Source organism: Pseudomonas sp. 31 R 17, assembly GCF_900004915.1.
Classification (GTDB): domain Bacteria; phylum Pseudomonadota; class Gammaproteobacteria; order Pseudomonadales; family Pseudomonadaceae; genus Aquipseudomonas; species Aquipseudomonas orientalis_A.
In genome coordinates this window covers 14,293-38,399 of the sequence record NZ_CVTN01000024.1, presented here as the reverse complement: position 1 = coordinate 38,399, position 24,107 = coordinate 14,293, and the positions used below count along the sequence as shown (strand labels likewise).

The window sequence follows — 24,107 nt, the reverse complement described above, 5'->3', positions numbered from 1 at the left end:
CACTACCGCCTGCGCCACCCAGCGCCGCGCCAATGGCCGAACCGGTGTTGCCGCCCAACTGCTGGCCGACAACCGAGCCTAGAACCCCGCCCAATGCGCCGCCTACACCGGCTTCGGTGGTGCCGCCGGCCATGGCTGCGCCACTGACCAGGCCAAGGGACAACAAGAGAATCGAGGAGAACTTCATTCAGGGAAACCTCAAGGGGATGACGGCGCGATCCTGAGGTTGTATCGAGACGCTGACAATCGAAATCCGACCGGCGGCAGAAGTTGTATACAATGTGTTAAGTTACTGTTTTGTATAGGGAACTTAAATTGTTTTTACGGGTCTTTAGTTACTTCGGAACGGCCGCTTTTAGGTAAAAGCGGCCTTTTTTGTGCCTGTAAAATGTTGGCTGAAAGTGCTGGCCTCTTCGCGGGGCTAGCCCCAATGCCTGTCAGTTAAAGCTTTTTGTAGGAGCGAGGGGGGCGCCTAGCTCCTACAGAGGGCGGTCTACGCTTAACTGACTGGCATTAGGGCAAGTCAGGCCGAGCGCGCCATGATCAGCCCACTGTCACTCGCCGCTTCCAAACGAATCGCGACGAATTTCGAGGTTGGCGTATGGCTACCGTCGCCCGTGCTTTCCAGCGGCACCAGCGGGTTCACTTCCGGATAGTAAGCTGCCGCCTGCCCGGCCGGGATATCGAACGCCAGCAGGGTAAAGCCTTTCACACGGCGTTCACGGCCGTCTTCCCACAACGAGATGATGTCTGCCTTCTGCCCTGGCTTGAAGCCCAGGCGGATGATGTCGGCTTCGTTGACGAACAGCACATCCCGCTGCCCTTTGACCCCGCGATAACGGTCGTCCAGGCCATAGATAGTGGTGTTGTACTGATCGTGGGAACGCATCGACTGCATGATCAGGTCCGGCATCCGCCCTGTGGCGTGGGTGCGCTCATGAATCAGGTCCTTGGGCAGGATGTTCGGCCGGAAGTTGGCGCGGCCCGATGGGGTGTTCCAGCGGCGTGCGCCGGCAGAGTTGCCCAGATAGAAGCCGCCGGGATGTTTGATCTTCTCGTTGAAGTCCTTGAAGCCTGGAATGGTATCGGCGATCAGGTCGCGGATGCGGCCGTAGTCGGCGACCAGCCAGTTCCAATCCACCGGTTTGCTGCCCAGGGTCGCGGCGGCGATGCCGGCCAGGATCGCAGGTTCCGATTTCATCAGTTTCGACAGCGGCTGCAACTGGCCATTGGAGCCGTGGACCATGCTGAACGAGTCTTCCACCGTCACCGCTTGCGGGCCGTCGGCCTGAATGTCGATGTCGGTACGGCCCAGGCACGGCAGGATCAGGGCGTCTTTACCGTGCATCAGGTGGCTGCGGTTGAGCTTGGTGCTGATCTGCACGGTCAGGTCGCAGTTGCGCAATGCCTCGAAGGTACGGGTACTGTCGGGCGTCGCCTGGGCGAAGTTGCCGCCCAGCCCGATAAACACCTTGGCGCGGCCTTCGAGCATCGCGTGGATGGCTTCGACCACGTTGTGCCCATTGGTACGCGGCACCTGGAACTGGAAGCGGCGCTCCAGTGAGTCGAGGAACGCTGCCGGTGGGCGCTCGTTGATGCCCATGGTGCGGTCGCCCTGCACGTTGCTGTGGCCACGCACCGGGCACAGGCCAGCGCCTGGACGGCCGATGTTGCCGCGCAGCAGCATCAGGTTGGCGATTTCCTGGATGGTCGGCACCGAGTGACGGTGCTGGGTAATGCCCATCGCCCAGCACATGATCACGTTCTTGCCTTTGGCATACATGCGCGCGGCTTGCTCGATCTCCACCAGTGTCAGGCCGGACTGCTCGACGATTTCCTCCCATGAGGTGTCATCGATCTGGCCCAGATAGTCCAGGACGTTAACGGTGTGTTCGTTGAGGAAGTCATGATCGAACACGGCTTCCTTGCCTTCGGCCAGGGCCTGGCGCTCCCACAGCAGCAGGAACTTGGCCATGCCGCGCAGGATGGCCATGTCGCCGCCCAGGGCCGGGCGGAAATAGGCCGTGTTGGTCGGCTTGTCGCCGTTGGTGAGCATTTCCAGCGGATGTTGCGGGTGCTGGAAGCGTTCCAGGCCCCGTTCTTTCAGGGGGTTGATACACACCACCTGGGCGCCGCGTTTCACCGCTTCGCGCAGTGGCTCGAGCATGCGCGGGTGGTTGGTGCCGGGGTTTTGGCCCCAGACGAAAATCGCGTCGGCGTGTTCGAAGTCATCAAAGGTCACGGTGCCTTTGCCCACGCCCACACTCTGTGCCAGGGCGACGCCGCTGGCTTCGTGGCACATGTTCGAGCAGTCCGGGAAGTTGTTGGTGCCGTAGGCGCGCACGAACAGCTGATACAGGTAGGCGGCTTCATTGCTGGCGCGGCCCGAGGTGTAGAACTCGGCCATGTCCGGGCTGGGCAGGGCATTGAGGTGCTTGCCGACCAGGTCGAACGCGGCTTCCCAACTGATGGGTTGGTAGCGGTCGGTCTCGGCGTTGTAGCGCATGGGCTCGGTGAGACGGCCCTGGTATTCCAGCCAGTAATCGCTTTGTTCCAGCAGCGCGGTCACGCTGTGCTTGGCGAAGAACGCCGCGTCCACGCGGCGCTTGGTGGCTTCCCAGTTGACGGCCTTGGCGCCGTTCTCGCAGAACTTGACCATGCCGCTTTCCGGCGAGTCGCCCCAGGCACAGCCCGGGCAGTCGAAGCCGCCGTTCTGATTGGTCTTGAGCATCATGCGCAGGTTTTTCAGCGCGTTATCGCTGGTCAGCCAGGCTTGCGCCACGCTGATCAACGCACCCCAGCCGCCGGCCGGGCCTTTATAGGGCTTATAGCGTGGGGTTGGGGTCTGGTCGGCTTGGTGGTGAAGGCTCATGGCTGGTACTCCATCGCAGGGCTGTAGACCCGCGGCGCGCTTTTCTGCGGCAGGTGGATGAGATTGAGGTTATGCCGGCGCGCCCATTGCAGGGCAAGGCCAGTGGGCGACGACAGGCTGACCAGGGTCTGGATGCCCGCGCGCAGGACTTTCTGGATCAATTCGAGACTGCAGCGGCTGGTGACAATCGCCAGCCCGCCGTCGGTCGGAATCTTTTGGCGAATCAAGGCGCCAATCAGTTTGTCCAGGGCGTTATGCCGGCCGATGTCTTCGCGGCCCATCAACAATTCGCCCTGGTTATTCATGAACACCGCCGCATGCACCGCGCCGCTGTGTTGGCCCAGCGGCTGGAATGCACTGATGCGCTGGCGCAGGCCATCGAGCCATTCGGCCGGTGGCAAAGGGGCGCCGGGCAGCACCTGAAGTTCGGGCAAGGCCTGCTCCACCGCTTCGACACCGCACAGGCCGCAGCCGCTGGTACCGGCCAATTGGCGGCGCTGCTGCTTGAGGTTCCAGAATGCACGGCTGGAAATCTGTACCTGAGCATACTGGGCGGAACCCGAGCCACTGAGCTTCAGATCGTATATGTCGCTAACATCGCGGATGATGCCGCTGCCAAGGCTGAAACCGACGATAAAATCTTCAAGGTCGGTCGGCGTCACCAGCATGACGGCCTGGCTGATATCGTTGTAGGCAATCGCCAACGCCACCTCTTCGGCCAGCGCAGTGCTGCCGACGTCGGTGTGTTCCAGATTGCTGTACTGATAGCTCTGGCTGGCGGCGGGCGCTGGCGTTTCGAGGGCGGGCGCCGCGCAGGTGGGGCGCTTGGCGTTCATGGGGCAATACCACCGGCGGATTGATCAGTGTTCAGACTAGGCGCGACAAAGGGTCGCGTCTAATCGCCAGTATTGATGTATTGATAGATGGCGTCGATCAAGGTTCGTTTTTTAGTCAAGGAGTGACCCGGAACCCAGATCTTTGGGACTGGTCTAGTCTTGGGCATCAGGTACTTAAACCCAAGGAGAGCGCACCATGAGTATTTTCAGTTTTGTTAAGGAAGCAGGCGAGAAATTGATTGATCTGCTGACGCCGGGTAATGCCAACGCCAGTGAGCAGTTGAAGGACCACATCTCCAAGGTTGGCCTTGGAAATCCGAATGTGCAGGCCACCGTTGAGGGTGACAAAGTCACGGTAACGGGCGAAGTCGCAACTCAGGAAGAGAAAGAAAAAATCATCCTGGCGGCCGGTAATATCGAAGGCGTCGGCAGTGTCGAAGACAAGATCACCGTCTCCGGCCCGGCGGTTACCGCTGCGCGTTTCGTGGTGGTGAAAAAAGGCGACACCCTCAGCGCGATTTCCCTGACGGTGTACGGCAACGCCAATCAGTACAACAAGATTTTCGAGGCCAACAAGCCCATGTTGTCGCACCCGGACAAAATCTACCCAGGCCAGACCCTGCGTATCCCTGAGTAATACGCAGGATAAAATGAGGAAGCTCGCCCTTTTTGCAGGAGCGAGCTTGCTCGCGAAAAACTCACAGGCACCGCGTTTATCCAGGAAATACGCGTTATCGTTGACGTTTTTCGCGAGCAAGCTCGCTCCTACAGAGATTGGTATTAGGGCGTATCCCCTCCCACACTCGCTCAAAGCCCGGTAATAAGTTCTCGATAATTCCCGACGGCTGCGAACTCTGCGGTGTCCTTTGGCCCCTTTTTGCTGTCGGGCTCTTTGACTGCCAGCAAATGGGCCACCCCGAAATCCCTGGCACTGCGCAGAATCGGCAAGGTGTCGTCGATAAAAAGGCTCCGGGCCGGGTCGAAGTCGATGTCTGCTTGCAGCGCTTCCCAGAACTGCGGGTTCTCCTTGGGAAAACCGTAATCGTGGGAGCTGATCAGTCGTTCGAAGTACGGCGCCAACTCGATGCGCTCCAACTTCAAGGACAACGAATCGCGATGAGCGTTGGTGATCATGATCACGCGCTTGCCGGCCTGCTTGATCGCTGCCAGAAAAGTATCGGCGTCCGGGCGCAGGGCAATCAGGTGGGCGGTTTCCAGCTTGAGTTCGCGCACCGGGATTGCAAGTTCTGCGCTCCAGAAATCCAGGCAATACCATTGCAACTGTCCGGCGTTACGCTCGAACAGCGGCTGCAATTCCATTTGCGCCATGGCCAGGCTCACGCCGTGCAGCTCGGCGTAGCGTTGCGGCAGGTGCTCCATCCAGAAGTGGTTGTCGTAATGCAGGTCGAGCAAGGTGCCGTCCATGTCCAGCAGGACAGTGTCGATGGCTTGCCAGGGCAAAGAGGGCATGGGGCGTTCTCATGTAAGTAAAGATATCCGACACAGACAATCGGAAAAGCCACGGTATAGTAACCCGATCACGCCAAGGAGCCGTTTATGCGCCAGAAACCCACCGTCCTCGCCCGCGAAATAGTCGCCAGTAGCCGTTTGTTCCGCGTGGAGGAAGTGCAATTGCGCTTTTCCAATGGCGTTGAGCGCACCTACGAACGTCTGGTGGGCCGTGGTGCGGGTTATGGCGCAGTGATGATCGTGGCGATGATCGACGAAGACCATGCATTGCTGGTGGAAGAGTACTGCGGTGGCACCGATGAATATGAGCTGTCCTTGCCCAAGGGCTTGATCGAGCCCGGCGAGGATGTGCTGGCGGCGGCGGACCGCGAACTCAAGGAAGAGGCCGGCTATGGCGCGCGCCAGTTGGAACATATCACCGAGCTGTCGCTGTCGCCCGGCTATATGAGCCAGAAAATCCAGGTGGTGCTCGCCACTGATCTGTACGAAGAGCGCCTGGAAGGCGATGAACCCGAGCCTATGCGCGTGGAGCGGGTCAACCTGCGTGAGCTGTCGGCGCTGGCGCAGAACGAGCAGTTCAGCGAGGGCCGGGCGCTGGCCGCGCTGTATCTGGTACGGGACCTGCTGACCCAGCGTGGGGTGTTCACCTTATGAGCGAGTTGTTTCTGGGCCATCCGTTTATCGCGCCGGTCATTGAACTGGCGCGCCAGGCCGGTGAAGCCATCCTGCCGTACTGGCGTGCCGATGTGGCGGTGACCTCCAAGGCGGATGATTCGCCGGTGACGGCCGCCGACCTGGCCGCGCATCATCTGATTCTCGCGGGGCTCACGGCGCTGGACCCGAGCATTCCGGTGCTGTCCGAAGAAGACGCCGATATCGAACAGAGTGTGCGCGCCGGTTGGCAGCGCTGGTGGCTGGTGGACCCGCTGGACGGCACCAAGGAATTCATCAGCGGCAGTGAAGAGTTCACGGTCAATATTGCCTTGATCGAGCAGGGCCGTGTGGTGTTCGGCGTGGTCTCGATGCCCACCAGCGGTCGTTGCTATTTCGGCGGCGCGGGCCTGGGAGCCTGGCGCTCGGATGTGAATGCCGCGCCCAGGCAGATCCAGGTGCGCCAGACGCCGGCGGCGGGTGAAGCCTTTACCGTGGTTGCCAGCCGCCGGCATACCAGCCCGGAGCAGGAGCGTTTGCTGGAGGGGTTGAGCCAGGGTTTGGGCGAGCTGAAACTGGCGAATATCGGCAGCTCGTTGAAGTTCTGCCTGTTGGCCGAAGGCAGTGCCGACTGCTATCCGCGCCTGGCGCCGACGTCGCAGTGGGATACCGCGGCGGCGCAAGGTGTGTTGGAAGGGGCGGGGGGCGCGGTGCTGGAGTTAAACGGTAAGCCGTTCAGCTACCCGGCGCGGGAATCGTTGCTGAACCCGTTCTTTCTGGCGTTGCCGGCCAAGGCGGCATGGCGTGAACGCTTGTTGAGTCTGGCCAGGTCTTAAGACCTGCGCAAATTAAAAATGTGGGAGGGGGCTTGCCCCCGATTGCGGTGTAACAGTCAGAAGCGGGTTGCCTGACACACTGCTATCGGGGGCAAGCCCCCTCCCACATTTGCTTTGTGTGATGGCGGCTAGCGGTGCAGGACGTATTGGCCGGTAAAAGTCACCGCGCGCTCTTCGCTGCCCTCATTCACAATCCATGTGTCCAGCGCCAACCGCGCCCGGCCATGGCGTCTGTAGGTCGCCACGAAGCGCTTCCACACCTTGTCCTCCGGCGCCGCGCAAATCACCGTCGCATCCTGCGTCACCGGCAACGGATAACTGATCTGTCCTTCCTGAATCACGATGTGCCCGTCTTCGATGCCGTCTTCGCGCAGTCTCAGGTGCAACCAACCCCAGCCTGCCAGGACGGCGCCGCAGTAAAGACTGCCGCCAAACATGGTGCTCTTGTGGTTGATATTGGCTTGCAAGGGCAGCTGCAGTTGCAACTGGTGGTGTTGCCAGTCGAGCACCTTGAGCCCCATTTCCCGAGTGAGGGGGATGTCGTGATGAAGGATGGATTCCAGGTAACGGCTGTCGCGGCTCATGGCGGTCTCTTGGCGGGTGGACGGGGTCATTCGTCGTCTGCGCTGTGGTTGGCGCTGTCGGCGAAGTTCAGGCCGTGTTTGCGCAGTTTGTCGTGCAGGGTTTTGCGTGGCACGCCGAGGGCTTCGGCGAGGCTGCGCAGGGAGCTGTGTGGCCGGGTCAGCTCGGCGGCGATCAGGCTTTTTTCGAATTGTTCGACTTGCTCGCTCAAACCGCCAGGCGTGGAGGTCAGGGTGCTGGTGGATGGATCGTCCGGCGTACTGTCCAGGGCCAGTTCCAGGCCCAGGGCGAAGCGTTCGGCGGCGTTTTGCAGCTCGCGCACATTGCCCGGCCAACTGTGGCGCAACAGCAGGGCGCGTTGCCCCGGTTGCAACTCGTGCAGCGGCAGGCCGTGGCGGCTGCTGGCTTCGTCGGCGAAGTGCTGGAACAGCATCAGCGCGTCTTCGCCACGTTCGCGCAGCGGTGGAATGCGCAGCGGCGCGACGTTGAGACGGTAATACAAGTCGGCGCGGAAGCGGCCCTGGTCGGCCGCCTGGCGCAGGTCTTCCTTGGTGGCGGCGATGATGCGGATGTCCAGCGGGATCAACTGGTTGCCGCCCAGGCGCTCGACCACCCGCTCCTGCAGCAGGCGCAGCAGCTTGACCTGCACGTCCAGGCTCATGCTTTCGATTTCATCGAGAAACAGCGTGCCGCCGTTGGCGAATTCGAACTTGCCGATACGGCGCTTCTGCGCGCCGGTAAACGCGCCGGGTTCATGGCCGAACAGTTCACTTTCCACCACCGACTCGGCCAGTGCCCCGGCGTTGATCGCCACGAACGGACCGCTGCGACGGTTCGATAGATCGTGCAGGGCCCGGGCGACGACTTCCTTGCCGGCGCCGGTTTCGCCGAGGATCAGCACATCGGCCTTGGTCGCCGCCAGTGCACCGATTTGCTCGCGCAGGCGCAGCATCTGCGGCGAATGTCCGACCAGGCGTGTGCTCAGTTGCTGCCGATCGCTGAGGGCCAGGCGCAGGCTGCGGTTGTCCAACACCAGGCGGCGCAGGGCCAGGGCGCGGCGTACGCTGTCGAGCAACGCGTCGCTGGCGAAGGGTTTTTCAAGGAAGTCGTAGGCGCCGGCGCGCATGGCCTGCACTGCCAGGGGCACGTCGCCGTGGCCGGTGATCAGCAGCACCGGCAGGTCCGGGTCCTGGCCGTGCAGTTCGGCGAGCAACTCCAGGCCGTCCATGCCGGGCATGCGGATATCGCTGACCACCACGCCCGGCCAGTCCCGCGACAGGCGCGCGGTGAGGCCGCTGGCTTCGCCCAGGGTCAGCACTTTCAGCCCGGCGAGGTCGAGGGTCTGGCATAACGCTTGACGCAAATGGGGATCGTCGTCGATCAGCACCACCTGAATCTGGTTATCGATACTCATACACTGCGGTCCTCGGACGGTTGCACACTGACGCCCGGCGAGCCGGCGCGCAATTTCAAGGTTAACAGCGCGCCGCCTTCCTTGTGGTTGGCGAACAGCAGCTCGCCGCCAAACGCACGCATCAGGGTTTCACAGATGGCCAGGCCCAGGCCCAGGCCCTGGGTGCGTGTCTTGGTGGTGTAGAACGGCTCGCTGGCGCGGCCCAGGGCTTCCATGCAAAAGCCCGGGCCGTTGTCGCGGATGTACAGGTTGACGCCCTGGTCGGTGGTTTGGGCACTCAGCCAGAGTTTGCGCGGCGGGCCTTTTTCGGTGAGGGCGTCGAGGGCGTTGGCCAGCAGGTTGCCCAGCACCTGGCGCAGACGGGTTTCACCGGCTTGTACCCATAAGGTCGCCTCGGGCAGGTCGCGGATCAATTCCACTTCCATCGAGCGCCGCCGCTTGCCCAGCAACGCCAGCGCATCGTCCAGCGCCGGTTGCAACGCCACGCTTTCCGGCGCGTGGCGGTCGCGGCGGGCGAACGCGCGCAAGTGCGCGATGATCGACGCCATGCGCCCGGTCAGTTCGCTGATCAACTTGAGGTTGCCGCGGGCATCGGCGGTGCGCTCATGGTCGAGCAGCACTTCAGCGTTTTCCGCGTAGCTGCGAATCGCCGCCAGGGGTTGGTTCAGTTCATGGCTGATGCTGGCCGACATGGTGCCCAACGCCGAGAGTTTACCGGCCTGTACCAGGTCGTCCTGGGCGCGTACCAGTTCCTGCTGGGCGTGTTCGCGCTCCAGCACTTCCTGTTTCAGGCGCCGATTCAGGCCCTCCAGGTCGCTGGTCCGCTCGGCCACGCGCATTTCCAGCTCGCGGCGGGCCTTGGCTTCGAAGGCGATACGCTCCAGGTAATGGCGACGGCGCTGCATCATCAAGCCAAGCAGCAGCATCAGCACCAGCAATGTCGCGCCGCCGACGGCCACCACGGTGCGCACCGGGCGGTTGATCAGCGACTGTGGGGCGAGGATTTCCACGTTCCAGCCGGTTTCGGCGATGGCGGTGGATTGACGCAGCCAGGCGCTGCTGCTGATGTTCAGTGGCTGCGGATCACGGGTCGGGTAGGGCTGGATGGCAATAATGGCCTGGCTTTCTTCGTCGGTCAGCGGGCGTGTGGCGCGGAACCGCCATTGCGGGCGCGAGGTGAGGATCACCACGCCATTGTGGTCGGTCACCAGCAGTTGTTCCGGGGTATTGCCCCACAGGCTCTCGGTGTGGTCCAGGTCGACTTTGACCACCAGCACACCGATGATTTTCTCATCATCGCGCACGGCGGCGGCGAAGAAATAGCCGCGCTTGGCCGAGGTGGTGCCCAGCCCGAAAAAACGTCCCAGGCGCCCGGCCATCGCTTCGCTGAAATAGGGGCGAAAGGAAAAATTGCGCCCGACAAAGCTGTCTTGTTTATCCCAGTTGGACGCGGCGAGGGTCTTGCCGCTGGTGTCCATCAGGTACATCACCTCCACCCCGGCCTGGGCGGCGACATCCTTGAGCAGCACGTTGGCATTGACCAGGTTGGTGCTGATCTGCGGCGCATCCAGCGCGGTGCGCAGGGCCGGCAGGTCACCGAGGATCTGCGGCAGCACTTCGTAGCGATGCAGGGTGCCCAACAGGTTGGCGACGTACAGGTCCAGGGTCTGGCGGTTCTGCCCGGCCAGCTCGCTGCGGTAGTAGCGCTCGGCCAGATGTTCCAGCGGCCATAGCAGCGGCGACAGGCACAACGCCAATAGGGCCAGGCTGCGCCAGCGGGGTCTTCGTGGAAGAGGTGGGGTCATGGGAATCGTGCGCCTGTGGGTACAGGCGCATTATGCCTAGTGCTGCCTGGCAAGACACTCGTGCAATGCGTCCTGCCATTGCGGCTGGCTGACGTGCCATTGCTGCTGCAGGCGGCTGCAATCGAGGCGCGAGTTCAGCGGGCGCCTGGCGGGTGTTGGGTAGGCGCTGGACGGGATCGCTTCCAGCTCGGCACAGGGTTTGCCTTCGGCACGCAGTTGCTCGCCAATCGCCTCGGCAAAGCCGAACCATGAGGTTTCACCCTGGGCAGTCAGGTGATAAACCCCCCACTCCCCGGCGTCACCGGCTTGCCAGCGCTCGATCAGTGCGCGCGTACTGTCGGCGATGGTCCCGGCCCACGTCGGCGCGCCGATCTGGTCGGCGACGATGCGCATCTGCGGTTTCTCCTGCAGCAGGCGCTGCATGGTCAGCAGGAAGTTCTTGCCGTGGCTGGAATACACCCAACTGGTGCGCAGAATCAGGTACTTGCCGCCCACGGCCGCAATCGCCTGTTCACCCGCCAGTTTGCTCTGGCCGTACACACCCAGTGGGTTGGGCGTGTCGTTTTCGGTGTACGGGGCAGGTTTGCTGCCGTCGAACACGTAGTCGGTGGAGTAATGAATCAGCGGGATACCCAACGCCTTGGCTTCTTCGGCGAGAATGCCGGGAGCGATGGCGTTGATGGCGAAAGCTGCGTCCGGCTCGCTTTCGGCCTGATCGACCGCAGTGTGGGCGGCGGCGTTGATGATCAGGTCGGGTCGGTGAGCGCGCACTTTTTCGCGGATAAGCGCCGCGTTAGCCAGATCAAGCTGGTCGCGGCCCAGCACGACGAGTTCGCCCAGGCCCTGGAGGCGCTGTTGCAGCGCCTGGGAGACCTGGCCGTGCTGGCCGGTGATCAATATCTTCAGGGGCGTTGTCACGGGAACAGGTCCGCATCCTTCAGGCTTTTACCGACCTGATCCTTGGCGGACAGGGTCGGTGGGCCATCGAGCTGCCAATCGATATTGAGGTCCGTGTCGTCCCAGCGAATACAACGCTCTGCCGACGGGGTGTAGTAATCGGTCGTCTTGTAGAGGAATTCGGCGTAATCGCTCAGCACAAGGAAACCGTGGGCAAAGCCCGGTGGTATCCACAGCTGCCGATTGTTTTCGGCAGACAGGCGCACGCTGGCCCACTTACCGAAATGAGGAGAGCTGCGGCGGATATCCACCGCCACATCCAGCACTTCCCCAGCCGTCACACGCACCAGTTTTCCCTGGGCGTGTTCGACCTGGTAGTGCAGGCCACGCAGCACGCCTTTCAAGGAGCGTGAGTGGTTGTCCTGCACAAACTGAAGTTTCAACCCGCTGGCGTTTTCAAACTCGCGGGCGTTGAAACTCTCATAAAAAAAGCCGCGGTCATCGCCGAATACTTTCGGTTCGATGACCAATACACCAGGCAGCTCAGTGGTGCTCACATTCATTTAGGGTTCCCGGCCAACATGTACAGATATTGACCATAGCCGGTTTTGCCGAAGTATTTAGCGCGTTCCAGCAAATAGTCACGATCAATCCAGCCGTTGTCGTAGGCGATTTCTTCCAGGCAGGCGACTTTCAGGCCCTGGCGATGCTCGATGGTCTGCACGTAAGTGGACGCTTCCAGCAGGCTGTCATGGGTGCCGGTGTCGAGCCAGGCGAAGCCGCGGCCAAAACGTTCAACATGCAGGTCGCCGCGCTTGAGGTAGGCGTTGTTGACGTCGGTAATCTCCAACTCGCCGCGTGGCGAAGGCTGCACGGCCTTGGCGATCTTGATCACGTCGTTGTCGTAGAAATACAGGCCGGTCACCGCATAGCTGGATTTAGGCTTGGTCGGTTTCTCTTCAATCGACAGGGCGCGGCCGTCCTTGTCGAAATCGATCACGCCGAAACGCTCCGGGTCCTTGACCCAATAGCCGAACACCGTGGCGCCGGATGGGCGTTTTGCGGCATTGCGCAACTGATCGCCGAAGTGCTGGCCGTGGAAGATGTTGTCCCCCAGGATCAGGCACACCGGGTCGTTACCAATGAACTCCTCGCCAATGATGAACGCCTGGGCCAAACCATCGGGCGAAGGCTGTTCCGCATAGCTGAAGCGCACGCCGAACTGGCTGCCGTCACCCAAAAGGTTGCGGTATTGCGGCAGGTCCACCGGCGTGGAAATCACCAGGATGTCCTTGATCCCCGCCAGCATCAGCACCGAGATCGGGTAGTAGATCATCGGCTTGTCGTACACCGGCAACAGCTGTTTGGACACGCCCAGGGTAATGGGGTGCAAACGGGTGCCGGAACCGCCGGCCAATACAATTCCCTTCATCATGCGATCAGATCCTTCACGTCAGTATTGCCAAGTCGTTCACCTTGATAGCTGCCATCCTGGACCCTGCGGCACCATTCCAGGTTATCGAGGTACCACTGCACGGTCTTGCGCAGTCCGGTCTCAAAGGTTTCTTCCGGGACCCAGCCCAGTTCGCGCTCGATTTTGCTGGCGTCGATCGCGTAGCGTTGGTCGTGGCCCGGACGATCCTTGACGAAAGTGATCAGGTCGGTGAATTTTTCCACGCCGGCCGGACGCTGTGGCGCCAGCTCTTCCAACAGCGCGCAGATGCCGCGTACGACGTCGATATTCTTCTGTTCGTTGTGGCCGCCGATGTTGTAGGTCTCGCCCACCACCCCGGTCGTCACCACCTTGAGCAGCGCACGGGCGTGATCCTCGACGAACAGCCAGTCGCGCACTTGCAGACCATCGCCATACACCGGCAGCGGCTTGCCCGCGAGGGCGTTGAGAATCACCAGTGGGATCAGTTTTTCAGGGAAGTGGAACGGCCCGTAGTTGTTCGAGCAGTTGGTCAACAGCACCGGCAGGCCGTAGGTCCGCTGCCAGGCGCGGACCAGATGGTCGGAGGCCGCCTTGCTGGCCGAGTACGGCGAGCTGGGGGCGTAAGGCGTGGTTTCGGTGAAGAGATCGTCCACGCCGTGCAGGTCGCCGTACACCTCATCGGTGGAGATGTGGTGGAAACGGAACGCACTTTTGGCCGGTTCAGCCAGCTTCTGCCAATAGGCACGGGTGGCTTCGAGCAGGCTGTAGGTGCCGACGATGTTGGTCTGGATAAAATCCGACGGGCCGTCGATGGAACGGTCCACATGGGACTCGGCCGCCAGGTGCATGATCGCGTCTGGCTCAAAGCGCGCCAGGACGGCGCTGACGGTGGCCTGGTCGATGATATCGGCCTGGACGAACTCGTAGCGGCTGTTGGACGCAATGCTGGCCAGCGACTCAAGGTTGCCGGCGTACGTGAGCTTGTCCAGGTTGAGCACTTCGTGCTCAGTATGCTGGATCAGATGCCGGATCAGGGCCGAGCCAATAAATCCGGCACCGCCGGTGATGAGAATGCGCATGTCGAGGGCCTTTTCCTTAGACGGACATTAAGCGAAAGAAGCATAGCTTGAGTTGTGAATCGAACGGGCGCAAGCGCGGCGAGCAGGAGGGGTTGATTAACGCCTCCGAACAATGGCGATATAGACGCCTGATAAAACCGAGGTCGTCACAATGTTGCTCGCCACATTGGTCCATCGCGCCAGCCTGCCGTGCCTCTGGTTGAGCCTTGAGCAGGCAGCCATTACGGCCTGAGTGGCACATTGCGATCTCTGGGCAGTCAGCACGACGTTAACTTCAACACTGACAGCGTCCTGAGGGGCTTCGTTCTGAAAATTTGCCAGGTGACAGTTGTAAAAATCGATTGTTATCGGCTGAAAACGATTGTGTTTATCGAATTTCACATTTTTAAGTTACTAAAGCCGATATTTATCCGTTATAAAGTCGGCTTTCACCCCATTCGGAGCCTTCATCGTCATGACTACCTTGCACAGCACGCCTCGCGCCGATGGCTTTCATATGCCCGCCGAATGGGCGCCACAAACCCAGACCTGGATGATCTGGCCCGAGCGCCCAGACAACTGGCGCCTGGGCGGCAAGCCGGCGCAGGCGGCCCACGTGGCTGTGGCCAAGGCCATCGCACGGTTCGAACCGGTGACCGTCGCGGTTTCCGCCGGCCAGTACGAAAACGCCCGCAGCCGACTCGACGTGCCGAATATCCGCGTGGTGGAGATGTCCAGCGACGACGCCTGGGTGCGGGACACCGGCCCGACATTCGTGATCAACGACAGCGGCGAAGTGCGCGGTGTGAACTGGGATTTCAACGCCTGGGGCGGATTTGACGGCGGTTTGTATGCGCCGTGGAACCGCGACTCACAAGTGGGCGGCAAGATTCTCGAGATCGAGCGCGCCTCGCGTTACCGCACCGAAGGCTTTGTGCTGGAAGGCGGTTCGATTCACGTCGACGGCGAAGGCACCCTGATCACCACCGAAGAGTGCCTGTTGAACCGCAACCGCAATCCACACCTGGATCGCGCAGCCATTGAAGCGGTACTCAGCGCCAACCTGGCTGTGGATAAGATCATCTGGTTGCCGGATGGCCTGTTCAACGACGAAACCGACGGCCATGTGGATAACTTCTGCTGCTACGTGCGCCCCGGTGAAGTGCTGCTGGCCTGGACCGACGACCCGCAAGACCCGAACTACGCGCGCTGCCATGCCGCCATGGACGTACTGCAAAGCAGCACTGACGCCCAGGGCCGCTCGTTCACGGTGCACAAGATGCCGATTCCAGGGCCGCTGTACGCCACCGAGGAAGAATGTGCCGGTGTCGATCCGGTGGACGGGAGCCAGGAACGTAATCCGAGCGTGCGCTTGGCCGGCTCCTACGTGAACTTCCTGATCGTCAACGGCGGCATCATCGCGCCGAGCTTCGACGACCCGCTGGACCACCAGGCCAAGCAGATCCTGCAGAACCTGTTCCCGCAACACGAAGTAGTGATGGTGCCGGGCCGCGAACTGTTACTGGGGGGCGGCAACATTCACTGCCTGACCCAGCAGCAGCCCGCCCCGCAGAGAAATTGAGTGCAGTTGTAACAGTGCCTTGATGGCGAGTGAGCACCGCGTGATAGCGGTGTTCCAGGCAAGCCCGCGGCCCTGCAACGTCGCGGGCTTTTTTGCTTCTGAATACCCGTGAATACGGGACATTGGCATAGCTCTTGTATCGCATAGAGGCGACAGGGACTCAGGTCAAGACCGCGTTGTTCTGTCACATACCTTGAGTACGTTAGCCGCTCACGCAGCAGGAGAGAGCGCTGAAATGAATGCCGAAATCAACCCGATGTACATGCGCACGTTCCACCCGGTGCGGGTCGATGGCGATGCCATCCACGCGCTGGGGCTCTGGTTGAAGGAAAACGGCTCGCGGCAAGTCAGGCAACAGCCTGACTTGCGCAGCGTGATGAGCGAACGCTACCCGGCGGGTTTGTTCACGGAGGATGAGGTGCAGGTGTTGTGCGAGCTGATGAGTCACTGAAGAGTGCCCACACCACAGGAGGAACTTTAGAAACTGTAGGTGCCCGTCACCACCACACTGCGCTGCTCCCCCGGCTGAATCTGCGCGACACTGGTGGCCGAGGCGTAATAGCGTTTGTCGGCGATATTGTTCAGCGCAGCCCTCACGTCCCATTCTTTCTGACGGAACCCGGCCAGCGCGTCCCAGCGACCATAACCGGGTAATACCACCGTGTTGAGGTTGTCGGCATAACGATCACCGACCAGGGTCAGGCCGGTTTCCGCATACCAGCCCATCTGTGGTTTCCAGGTGATGAACACGCTGGCATTGCGCTTGGCCACGTCGCTGATGCGCTTGCCTTCGAAACCGTTGTTGTCCTCCTCCACCTTGGCATCCTGCAGGCCGATGCCGCCGCGCACATACCAATGGCCGACGACCTTGCCGGTGGCGGTCAGCTCGATGCCGCGCGAACGTTGCTTGCCTGTCAGCAGGGTAATGGTGCGGTCCAGCGGGTCGCTGGTGCGGCGGTTGTAGAGTTCAAGCTCGTACACGGCCAGGGTGGTGCTCAAGCGGTCGTCAAGCCAATCGCTTTTCACCCCAATTTCCTTCTGTTTGGTCAGCTCGGGGCTGAGATCATTGACGCTGCCGGCGGCGTTTGGCGTGATGCCGATCAAGCCGCCGCCTGCCGGGGAGAACGTCTTGCTCCACGAAGCATAGAAGGCGTGATGCTCCAGCGGCGTCCACACCAGGCCGACGCGGGGGCTGGTGCTGTGGCTTTTTACGTCCTGTTGAGTGTTGAGCAGCTTGTTGGTGGTGTCCACTTCGAAGCGGTCATAACGCAGCCCGCCCAACAGTTGCCACTGATCGTTCAGGCGCAGTTGATCCTGCACGTACAGGGCGCGGCTTTCGACTTCAGTGTGGTTGTCGCTCGAAACGCTCATGCGGCCGGTATGGCTGAGGTGACGGTTGGGTTGGTGCAGATTCAGGCTCGGTACAGCCTGGCCGCCTCGATTGGGCGCGGTGGCCGAGTAGAGTTTCGGGTCGCGGCGCTGGCTGCCCAGTTCAATCCCGGTAAGCAGGCGGTGCTCCAGCCCGAAGGTATCGAAACCCCCTTCCAGCTCAAGGTTGTTGAACACGTTGCGGGTGGTCAGGTCCTGCTGCCAGTGCTGGCGGCTGACGGTGTTGGTTCTCGCGTCGTAGGCGGTCTGATAGGTGTTGTCGAAATCGCTGTCGAGCTTGAACACGCCCAGGGTGTGGCGCAGTTGCCAGTTGTCGTTGAGCTCATAGGCCAGTTTGGAGCGCAGGGACTGGGAGGTGTCATCGATGTAATCGCCGCTGGAGAAATAGGTAGTGCTGCGGCTCACCTCCGCAGGGCGTCCATTGACCCCAGGAATGCCGCGGTCCGGCGTGCGGTTGTAGCGGCTGTATTCGTATTGCACCAGCCAGTTCAGCTCGGGCGTGAGTTGCCAGCTCATCGACGGCGCGAACAACTGGCGGTTGCCACTGACGCCATCGCGAAAGCTGTTGTTGTCCAGGTTGCCCATGTTCAGGCGCAGGCTGATGTTATCGCTGGGGTCGGTACTCAGGTCGGCGTACAGGCTGCGCAAATCGTTGCTGCCGCCCTGGGCTTCGAGGCTGGAGCTGCGCCCGGGGCTTGGCAGTTTGCTCACACGGTTGACGATCCCGCCCTGGCCGCCGCGCCCGTAGAGCACCGCTGCCGGGCCCTTCAGCACCTCGATACGCTCGATGTTGTGCAGGTCACGCACGTATTGGCTGTCGTCGCGGATGCCGTCCAGGTAGAAGTCATTGCTTGCATCGAAACCGCGGATACGCAGGCTGTCGAAGCGCGTGTCGGCGCCGCTGCTGACGTTGGGAATACCGCTCAACGCCTGGCCCAGATCGTGGGTGCCATAGGCGCGCAGGCTGTCGGTTTTCACCGAATCGATCGCCTGGGGTACGTAACGCACGGCGGTCGCAGTGCGCGTGGCGGTGGTGCTTTGCTTGATGCGGGGGTCGTCTTCGTCGAGTTCGGCGCTGATCGAGGTGGCAGGCAACACTGTGGTAGCACAGGCAAAACCGGCAGACAGCACAGCAGAAAGCCCAAGAAGAACGGGCGTCAGGCGAGGGGCAGGCATGGGAAAAAGTGTCCGAATTGTCAGGGATGAGAAAACGCGCAAATGGTAATGCTTTGCATTTGCTTGCGGGATCTATTCCCAAACGTATCGTCGGTTAATTTGTTACTTAGTGTGTTTTTTTGCAGGGGCTGTTGGGATTTTTGGACGGTTACCCAAGCGCAATAGGTCTGTGCTTAGAATTATTTAGCCTAAATACAGGTGCTTCACGAAATTGACACATAGTTCAACGCGCGCATAGGATTGCGCCCAACGCCTGTGGCTGACAGCCATGACTCATCCAATAAGAAAAGGCCCGCGGCAGTTCAGTCGTCCGCGGGCCTTGTTTTTTCTGGAGAAAGTCGACACCGGAAAATGATAGGGGCCTGGTGTCATAGCGCGTACTCAACCAGTAATAAGGAATATAAGAACATGTTGAAGCAACGGATGAGTCTGATCGCTCTGGGGATTTTGAGCGCATCGGCAGCCATGGCGAACGACCAGGAGCAATCCAAGGGTTTCGTTGAAGACAGCCACCTGAACATCGCAGCACGCAACGCCTACATCAGCCGTGACTACAAAAACGGCAAGCAGGACAAAGCCGAGTGGGGCCAGGGCTTCATCGGCAAGTTCGAGTCCGGTTTCACCCAGGGCACTGTAGGGGTGGGTGTGGACGTGATCGGCCAATACGCCATCCGTCTGGACGGCGGTAAAGGTCGCAGCGGCGCCGGCGGTATCGACTTCTTCAAGCAAGGCGACAGCGGTGAAGCGGCCAACGACCTGGCCAAAGGCGGCGCAGCCGTCAAGGCGCGTATTTCCAACACCGTGATCAAATACGGTCAGCAGATGCCGGCCGTGCCGGTCCTGCAGTACGACAACTCGCGCCTGTTGTCGGAAACCTACGAGGGCACCTCGATCGTTTCCAAGGAAATCGCCGGCCTGCAACTGGACGCCGGTCACTTCACCAAGGAAGCCCGCAAGAGTGCCGAAGGCAGCGACAGCGGCCGCCTGAAGAGCATCAACTACATCGGTGGCAGCTACAAATTCACCGAAAGCCTGTCGGCTGCCCTGTATGCCTCCGATATGCAGGACGTGCTGAAGAAGCAATACGTCAACGTCAACTACGTGCTGGCGCTGCCAGAGAAACAGTCGCTGACCTTTGACTTCAACGGCTACAAGACCAAGCTGGACCGCAGCTTCGCCCTGGAAAACCAAGGTGATGCGGACGCACGCGACAACAAAATCTGGAGCCTGGGCGCTACCTGGGCTGTTGGCCCGCACAGCTTCACCGTCGCTCACCAGCGCAGCACCGGCGACACCGGCTACCTGTACGGCGGCTACCGCAACGCCGGCGGCATCGGCGATGGCGGCAATACCATCCTGCTGGCCAACTCCTACTGGTCCGACTTCAACGGCAAGGACGAGCGCTCCTGGCAGGCCGGCTACGGCATCGACTTCACCACCTTCGGTGTACCGGGCCTGACCTACAACGTTGCCTACGTGCGCGGTACCAACATCGACGACGGCACCGGCCGTGGCGATGGCACCGAGCGCGAAATCTGGAACCAGTTCAAGTACGTGGTCCAGAGCGGCCCGGCCAAAGACCTGAGCCTGCGTGCGCGTGCTTCGTGGTTGCGCGTTTCCAACAACGCCAGCAACTACAACGTAGGCGGCAACGAGCTGCGCCTGTTCGCCGACTACCCGATCAATGTTTTCTGATTGATTGCACGTCGTGCCTGATGCCAGGCCACGAAAAACCCCGACTGGTTCGGGGTTTTTTTATGCTCGAAATCAAGCTTATTGGAGGGTGATGGTGACCTTGCCTTTTGCCCTTCCCTGATCGACGTACCGCAATGCCTGCGCGGTCGATTCGAAAGGGAAGGAGCGATCGATGACCGGTTTGATAACGCCCGCCTCGATCAGCGCGGTGATTTTCTGCAGTTGTATTCCATCGGCCTGCATGAACAAAAAGGCATAGCTCACCCCGCGCTTACGGGCTTTTCTGCGAATACCGCTGCTCAGCAGGCGCATGACCTGCCCCAGCACCCAGGGCAAGCCCTGCGATTGGGCAAATTGCGCGGTGGGCGGTCCTGACAGAGAAATAAGCTGTCCACCAGGCTTGAGCACCTTGAGCGATTTCTCCAGTACATCGCTGCCGAGGCTGTTCAATACCATGTCGAAATCGTGCAACTCGTTGGAAAAATCCTGCTGTTTGTAATCGATGACCACATCTGCCCCAAGTGCTTTCACCCATTCGACATTCGCCGTACTGGTGGTGGTCGCCACGAAGGCGCCGAGGTGCTTGGCGAGCTGGATGGCGAGCGTGCCGACACCGCCGGAGCCGGCATGAATCAACACCTTCTGGCCTCTTTTCACCTGGGCGGTTTCAACCAGCACCTGCCAGGCCGTCAAGGCGGCCAAGGGCATGGCAGCCGCTTCGGCCATGCTCAGGTTCGCGGGTTTGAACGCCAGCGCGTTTTCATGCACGGCGATCAACTCGGCAAAGGTCCCGATCCGTGACTCGGGAGGACGTGCATAGACTTCGTCTCCCGGCTTGAATCGCGTGACCGCCGCACCTGTGCGAACCACCACTCCGGCCAGATCATTGCCCAATATCAATGGAAACCTGTAGGGCAGGATCAGTTTGAATTCCCCCGTGCTGATCTTCGAGTCCAGCGGGTTCACGCTCGCTGCATGCACCTGGATCAGCACGTCATGCACACCGACCGCAGGGTCGGGCACTTGGCCAATTCTTCCGTCCTGCTTGCCGTAGCGGTCGATGAAAAATGCCTTCATGGTAGATAGCGCTGCGCCACGGTGGACTGCTTGATCTGCGCCAGAAGCCCCTGGCGCGCGGTTTGCAGCGCATCCCAACGCTCGCCGTCCTGCAGCGCGGGAATGGTCACTGGTTCGCGACGGTCGAAGCCGAGCAGTGCGGCATCCACCAGCGCATCCACTTCCATGATTTCGCTCAAGGTGTTGATGTCGATACCGGCGCGATCCCAGATCTCCGTGCGGGTCGCGGCGGGCAGTACGGCCTGCACGTAGACACCCCGAGGCGACAGTTCCAGGCTCAGTCCTTGGGAGAGGAACAGCACAAACGCCTTGGTCGCCCCATACACCGACATGCCGAACTCAGGCGCCAGCCCCACCACCGAACCGATGTTGATGATCGAGCCTTCACCTGCCTTGGCCAGGCGCGGCGCGATGGCGCTCGCGAGCCGCACCAGCGCGGTGGTGTTGAGGGCCACCAGTTGCGCAACGCTGTCAGTGCTTTGCTCGATAAACGTGCCCGATTGTGCGGCGCCGGCGTTGTTGACCAGGATGCCGATGCGCGCGTCATCGCGCAGGCGCGCTTCGACGGCGTGCAGGTCGTTGAGTTGCGTCAGGTCGGCCTGGAGCACATCGATGGCGACGTTGTGTTTGTCGCGCAAGGCGGCGGCGAGCGTTTCCAGGCGTGAGTGATCGCGGGCGATCAACACCAGGTCATGCCCGCGTTGAGCGAAACGCTCGGCATAAACCGCGCCGATGCCGGTGGAAGCGCCAGTGATGAGAACGGTAGGGCGAGTGGTCATGGTGTCAGCTCTTTGGTCAGGGACGGAGATTTCCGTTCGTTTGGAGGAAGGTCATACCGCTGGTGATTAGGATGATGATCGAAATCTAAACTGTCAACGATTTTGATTATGAACGACATCTATGTATCATTGGCCAATGCATCCAGCGGTAGAGAGGAATCGAACATGCGCGTATCCAAGGCCCAGGCCCAGGCAAACCGGGAGCACATTGTCGAAACGGCGTCAGTCGTGTTTCGCGAACGCGGCTTTGACGGCGTCGGCGTGGCCGACCTGATGGCCGCCGCCGGCTTCACCCATGGCGGCTTCTACAAACATTTCGGCTCCAAGGCTGACCTGATGGCCGAAGCTTCGGCCAACAGCTTCGCGCACTCCCTGGCAGGCGCCGAAAAGTTGAGCGTGAAGGACTTCATCGATCTATACGTGTCCAGAGACCATCGCGACAGTCGCGCGACGGGGTGCACCATGGCGGCGTTGTGCGGTGATGCGGCGCGTCAGTCGGGGGAATTGAAATCGGCCTTTGCTGGAGGCATCGAACGCTTGTTGCAGACACTCGGCGAAAAATGCCCGGCTGGCCCGGATGAGGCGCCGGAAGAGGCGCGGGCGAAAATGATTGATCTACTGGCGAGGGCGGTGGGCGCGATTATGTTGTCGCGGGCTTGTCCGGATGATTCGGCGTTGGCGGATGAGATTTTGGGGGTGTGTAGGGCGCGGATGGAGGGGGCGTTGTCGACTCCAAGCAAGGCCGTTCCTCAAAGGTAGCCAGCACTGCTGTTCGCATAGCGTCCCAACTGCTTATGGCATTGGCGAAGTCAGCAATATTCAACAAGCATCGACTTGCTGAGGTTATTTCTTCTTCGGATTCGTAGATGCCTGATGCAAGGATGGCAGGAAAATCCAGGGTGAAATCGTCAGATAAGTTTTGCGTCCAATCCAATAGGTGGTCCAGGTTATCAACCCTGGCCCGCATGTTTTCATGTAGAGCAAGCAACTGGCGATACAGCTCATTGGGCTGGATATCGACGGTTGCATCGCTGGATACGGCAAGCCACCCATCGAACAAATGCGCCATCTCTTCCATGTGATCGAACGCCTTATGAGCGGTATTTCCGATTGCGTCGCAAGCACCCATGAATAAACGCTTCATGCGGTCGCGCGAATTTCCATCTTCATGCATGAAAGCGGCAGGCGACTGAGGAGTGGCGAAATGCCGTTTCCATTCCGCCACCCAGTGCCTCGGCGATAACGCATCGGCAGCGAAATCGAGATGAGCTAGCAAATCCGCAGCCTTGAGTTGTCCAGTCTCTACCGCCATGACCATCGATTGGAGTGCCCTTTCCAGTGCCACAATGGCTTGGCTTGTCGAGAAGTTATCTTTGACCAGGCTGGCAGCATAGCCGTCCAACTCAAACACAATATCCCGGGATTTATGCAGTAAGTCGTAACCCTGTTCTCGTGGAGAATCAAACTGGTAGTCGCAAAATGGGATGCGCAACCAGTCCGGGCTTTCTTGGGTGTGAATATGGATATCCAATGGAAGGCACCTTCGAGCACCGTTCGAGGCGCACGTCATTCCGACATCACGAAAAACCTGCGCGACGAGCTGTGAGCAGACAATGCCCTCCTGGTCGTTAAACGTTTCAGGGGGGTTGCGAAGGGCAAGCAGCGAGTAGCGCTGGCCAAAATAGTAGTGTGCTCGGAGCATCAGCTTGTCGCGGTGGTCATCGTCAAGGTATTGAAGCCTCGCGACTGATGACTCGCGGATACTGTACTGATCTCTTATCTCACGCCATGCCCGGATTTCTACACCCTTGCCTGGGGTGGCGTGGATGACGCGGAAAGGGCTGATAACCAATGCGACATGCGTGTACAACGCTCGACTGTTTCGCACCAGCGATTGATAGCCGAGGTTGAGGGGGCGACTTTTGCTTTTGCCGCAGAGCAGCAATATGTCACCGGGAGCGGCGGCCCGGCTCAAGGCGGCATCGTTACTCATTAGTTTGCAGGTTCTTCATGCCGACGCTACGTAGCAGGTTGAAAACGAAGTGTGGACGTTTTTTGGACGTTTTGAAGAAAACGGCTCATTAAAATTTTGAGATTTCCAAACCCCAGAAACCACAAAGCCCCGCATTGCGGGGCTTTGAGATATGGTGCCGGCACCAGACGAACGGTATGTTTCTGCGGGGCTAGGTTTTTCGGGCGTCTGGAGTTCGCTGGAAAATTCGGCGTACCCCCAACTAGTAACTATAAGTAAATCAGCTAGTTATGGCGCTCGGTGGAATCGAATTCGGGATTTTTTAGATGTGAGCACATTGTCGGTCTGTAAGTAATTCAGAGCCGCCTACGGAAACACGTTTTTGATTCATTCGAAATTTGATCGATTTATAGACTGTCACAACACCGGCGATGCCCGTAAGCCATTAGGATCGGACATCAGTGAAAAGATACCTTTTCTTATGGTGTCCCATCACAATCTGGAAAGGATATGAAGAGCAGAATATCCAACGAGCCTTGGAATGTGTTGAAATCAGCATCATTATGGTTAATGGCTTGTAG

The 24,107-nt window shown here is 60.2% G+C and carries 21 protein-coding genes and 1 pseudogene; 7 read left to right on the top strand and 15 right to left on the bottom strand.

Translation table 11 applies throughout. The features are described from left to right. The 3 genes and pseudogenes from BFP89_RS00560 to fdhD form a co-directional block, all read right to left on the bottom strand. Positions 1-187 (bottom strand): annotated as a pseudogene (locus BFP89_RS00560) (hypothetical protein); the annotation flags it as partial. A 336-nt stretch (positions 188-523) separates the two neighbouring features. Continuing rightward, positions 524-2,872 (bottom strand): FdhF/YdeP family oxidoreductase, encoded by a 2,349-nt coding sequence (locus BFP89_RS00555; protein WP_065883211.1) that lies wholly within the window; start codon positions 2,870-2,872, stop codon positions 524-526. Then, the gene (gene fdhD / locus BFP89_RS00550; RefSeq protein WP_065883210.1) at positions 2,869-3,708 is read right to left on the bottom strand and encodes a formate dehydrogenase accessory sulfurtransferase FdhD; all 840 of its coding nucleotides are present in this window, start codon (positions 3,706-3,708) and stop codon (positions 2,869-2,871) included. The genes BFP89_RS00555 and fdhD overlap by 4 nt, the downstream gene beginning before the upstream one ends. Before the next feature lie 196 nt (positions 3,709-3,904). On the opposite strand from fdhD, the gene lysM reads away from it, so the two are divergent. Then, on the top strand, positions 3,905-4,345 hold the full coding sequence (gene lysM, locus BFP89_RS00545; RefSeq protein WP_065883209.1) for a peptidoglycan-binding protein LysM: 441 nt from the start codon (positions 3,905-3,907) through the stop codon (positions 4,343-4,345). 170 nt (positions 4,346-4,515) lie between these two features. Here lysM and yrfG read toward each other — a convergent pair whose 3' ends face one another. Next, complete coding sequence (yrfG, locus tag BFP89_RS00540) at positions 4,516-5,178, bottom strand: GMP/IMP nucleotidase (RefSeq protein WP_065883208.1); 663 nt, start codon at positions 5,176-5,178, stop codon at positions 4,516-4,518. Positions 5,179-5,265: 87 nt separating this feature from the next. On the opposite strand from yrfG, the gene nudE reads away from it, so the two are divergent. After that, positions 5,266-5,832, top strand: coding sequence for an ADP compounds hydrolase NudE (nudE, locus tag BFP89_RS00535; protein ID WP_065883206.1), 567 nt, complete (start codon positions 5,266-5,268; stop codon positions 5,830-5,832). After that, positions 5,829-6,665: a 3'(2'),5'-bisphosphate nucleotidase CysQ gene (gene cysQ, locus BFP89_RS00530; protein ID WP_065883205.1), complete on the top strand. Its 837-nt coding sequence runs from the start codon at positions 5,829-5,831 to the stop codon at positions 6,663-6,665. Before nudE ends, cysQ begins: the two co-directional genes overlap by 4 nt. A gap of 128 nt (positions 6,666-6,793) precedes the next feature. Here the strand turns inward: cysQ and BFP89_RS00525 are convergent, their stop codons facing one another. The 7 genes from BFP89_RS00525 to rfbB are packed head-to-tail and all read right to left on the bottom strand — an operon-like array spanning position 6,794 to position 13,877. Next, positions 6,794-7,249 carry a YiiD C-terminal domain-containing protein gene (locus tag BFP89_RS00525; RefSeq protein WP_065883198.1) on the bottom strand — a complete coding sequence of 152 codons (456 nt, stop codon included), beginning with the start codon at positions 7,247-7,249 and terminating at the stop codon, positions 6,794-6,796. Positions 7,250-7,275: 26 nt separating this feature from the next. Then, positions 7,276-8,661 carry a sigma-54-dependent transcriptional regulator gene (locus BFP89_RS00520; RefSeq protein WP_065883196.1) on the bottom strand — a complete coding sequence of 462 codons (1,386 nt, stop codon included), beginning with the start codon at positions 8,659-8,661 and terminating at the stop codon, positions 7,276-7,278. Then, a complete protein-coding gene (locus BFP89_RS00515) occupies positions 8,658-10,466 on the bottom strand; it encodes a sensor histidine kinase (protein ID WP_065883194.1) in 1,809 nt (602 codons plus the stop codon). The genes BFP89_RS00520 and BFP89_RS00515 overlap by 4 nt, the downstream gene beginning before the upstream one ends. A gap of 36 nt (positions 10,467-10,502) precedes the next feature. Beyond that, positions 10,503-11,384 (bottom strand): dTDP-4-dehydrorhamnose reductase, encoded by an 882-nt coding sequence (gene rfbD, locus BFP89_RS00510; protein WP_065883193.1) that lies wholly within the window; start codon positions 11,382-11,384, stop codon positions 10,503-10,505. After that, positions 11,381-11,926 carry a dTDP-4-dehydrorhamnose 3,5-epimerase gene (rfbC, locus tag BFP89_RS00505; protein ID WP_065883191.1) on the bottom strand — a complete coding sequence of 182 codons (546 nt, stop codon included), beginning with the start codon at positions 11,924-11,926 and terminating at the stop codon, positions 11,381-11,383. Before rfbC ends, rfbD begins: the two co-directional genes overlap by 4 nt. After that, a complete protein-coding gene (rfbA, locus tag BFP89_RS00500; RefSeq protein ID WP_065883189.1) occupies positions 11,923-12,798 on the bottom strand; it encodes a glucose-1-phosphate thymidylyltransferase RfbA in 876 nt (291 codons plus the stop codon). Before rfbA ends, rfbC begins: the two co-directional genes overlap by 4 nt. Then, the gene (gene rfbB, locus BFP89_RS00495) at positions 12,795-13,877 is read right to left on the bottom strand and encodes a dTDP-glucose 4,6-dehydratase (protein WP_032894082.1); all 1,083 of its coding nucleotides are present in this window, start codon (positions 13,875-13,877) and stop codon (positions 12,795-12,797) included. Before rfbB ends, rfbA begins: the two co-directional genes overlap by 4 nt. A gap of 454 nt (positions 13,878-14,331) precedes the next feature. Here rfbB and aguA point away from each other — a divergent pair, with 454 nt between their 5' ends. Next, positions 14,332-15,438, top strand: coding sequence for an agmatine deiminase (aguA, locus tag BFP89_RS00490; protein WP_057725458.1), 1,107 nt, complete (start codon positions 14,332-14,334; stop codon positions 15,436-15,438). A gap of 235 nt (positions 15,439-15,673) precedes the next feature. Then, positions 15,674-15,889 carry a hypothetical protein gene (locus tag BFP89_RS00485; RefSeq protein WP_057725459.1) on the top strand — a complete coding sequence of 72 codons (216 nt, stop codon included), beginning with the start codon at positions 15,674-15,676 and terminating at the stop codon, positions 15,887-15,889. A gap of 26 nt (positions 15,890-15,915) precedes the next feature. On the opposite strand, the gene BFP89_RS00480 is transcribed toward BFP89_RS00485, so the two are convergent. Next, complete coding sequence (locus BFP89_RS00480; protein ID WP_065883188.1) at positions 15,916-18,003, bottom strand: TonB-dependent receptor; 2,088 nt, start codon at positions 18,001-18,003, stop codon at positions 15,916-15,918. A gap of 408 nt (positions 18,004-18,411) precedes the next feature. On the opposite strand from BFP89_RS00480, the gene BFP89_RS00475 reads away from it, so the two are divergent. Beyond that, complete coding sequence (locus BFP89_RS00475) at positions 18,412-19,698, top strand: OprD family porin (RefSeq protein WP_065883187.1); 1,287 nt, start codon at positions 18,412-18,414, stop codon at positions 19,696-19,698. Between the two features lie 78 nt (positions 19,699-19,776). On the opposite strand, the gene BFP89_RS00470 is transcribed toward BFP89_RS00475, so the two are convergent. After that, on the bottom strand, positions 19,777-20,775 hold the full coding sequence (locus tag BFP89_RS00470; protein ID WP_065883185.1) for an NADP-dependent oxidoreductase: 999 nt from the start codon (positions 20,773-20,775) through the stop codon (positions 19,777-19,779). Further along, complete coding sequence (locus tag BFP89_RS00465; protein WP_065883183.1) at positions 20,772-21,554, bottom strand: SDR family NAD(P)-dependent oxidoreductase; 783 nt, start codon at positions 21,552-21,554, stop codon at positions 20,772-20,774. Before BFP89_RS00465 ends, BFP89_RS00470 begins: the two co-directional genes overlap by 4 nt. A 165-nt stretch (positions 21,555-21,719) precedes the next feature. On the opposite strand from BFP89_RS00465, the gene BFP89_RS26875 reads away from it, so the two are divergent. Continuing rightward, positions 21,720-22,313, top strand: coding sequence for a TetR/AcrR family transcriptional regulator (locus BFP89_RS26875; protein WP_083207986.1), 594 nt, complete (start codon positions 21,720-21,722; stop codon positions 22,311-22,313). On the opposite strand, the gene BFP89_RS28145 is transcribed toward BFP89_RS26875, so the two are convergent. After that, on the bottom strand, positions 22,195-23,547 hold the full coding sequence (locus BFP89_RS28145) for a hypothetical protein (protein WP_065883182.1): 1,353 nt from the start codon (positions 23,545-23,547) through the stop codon (positions 22,195-22,197). The two genes, BFP89_RS26875 and BFP89_RS28145, sit on opposite strands and share 119 nt — an antisense overlap. Between the last annotated feature and the right edge of the window lie 560 nt (positions 23,548-24,107).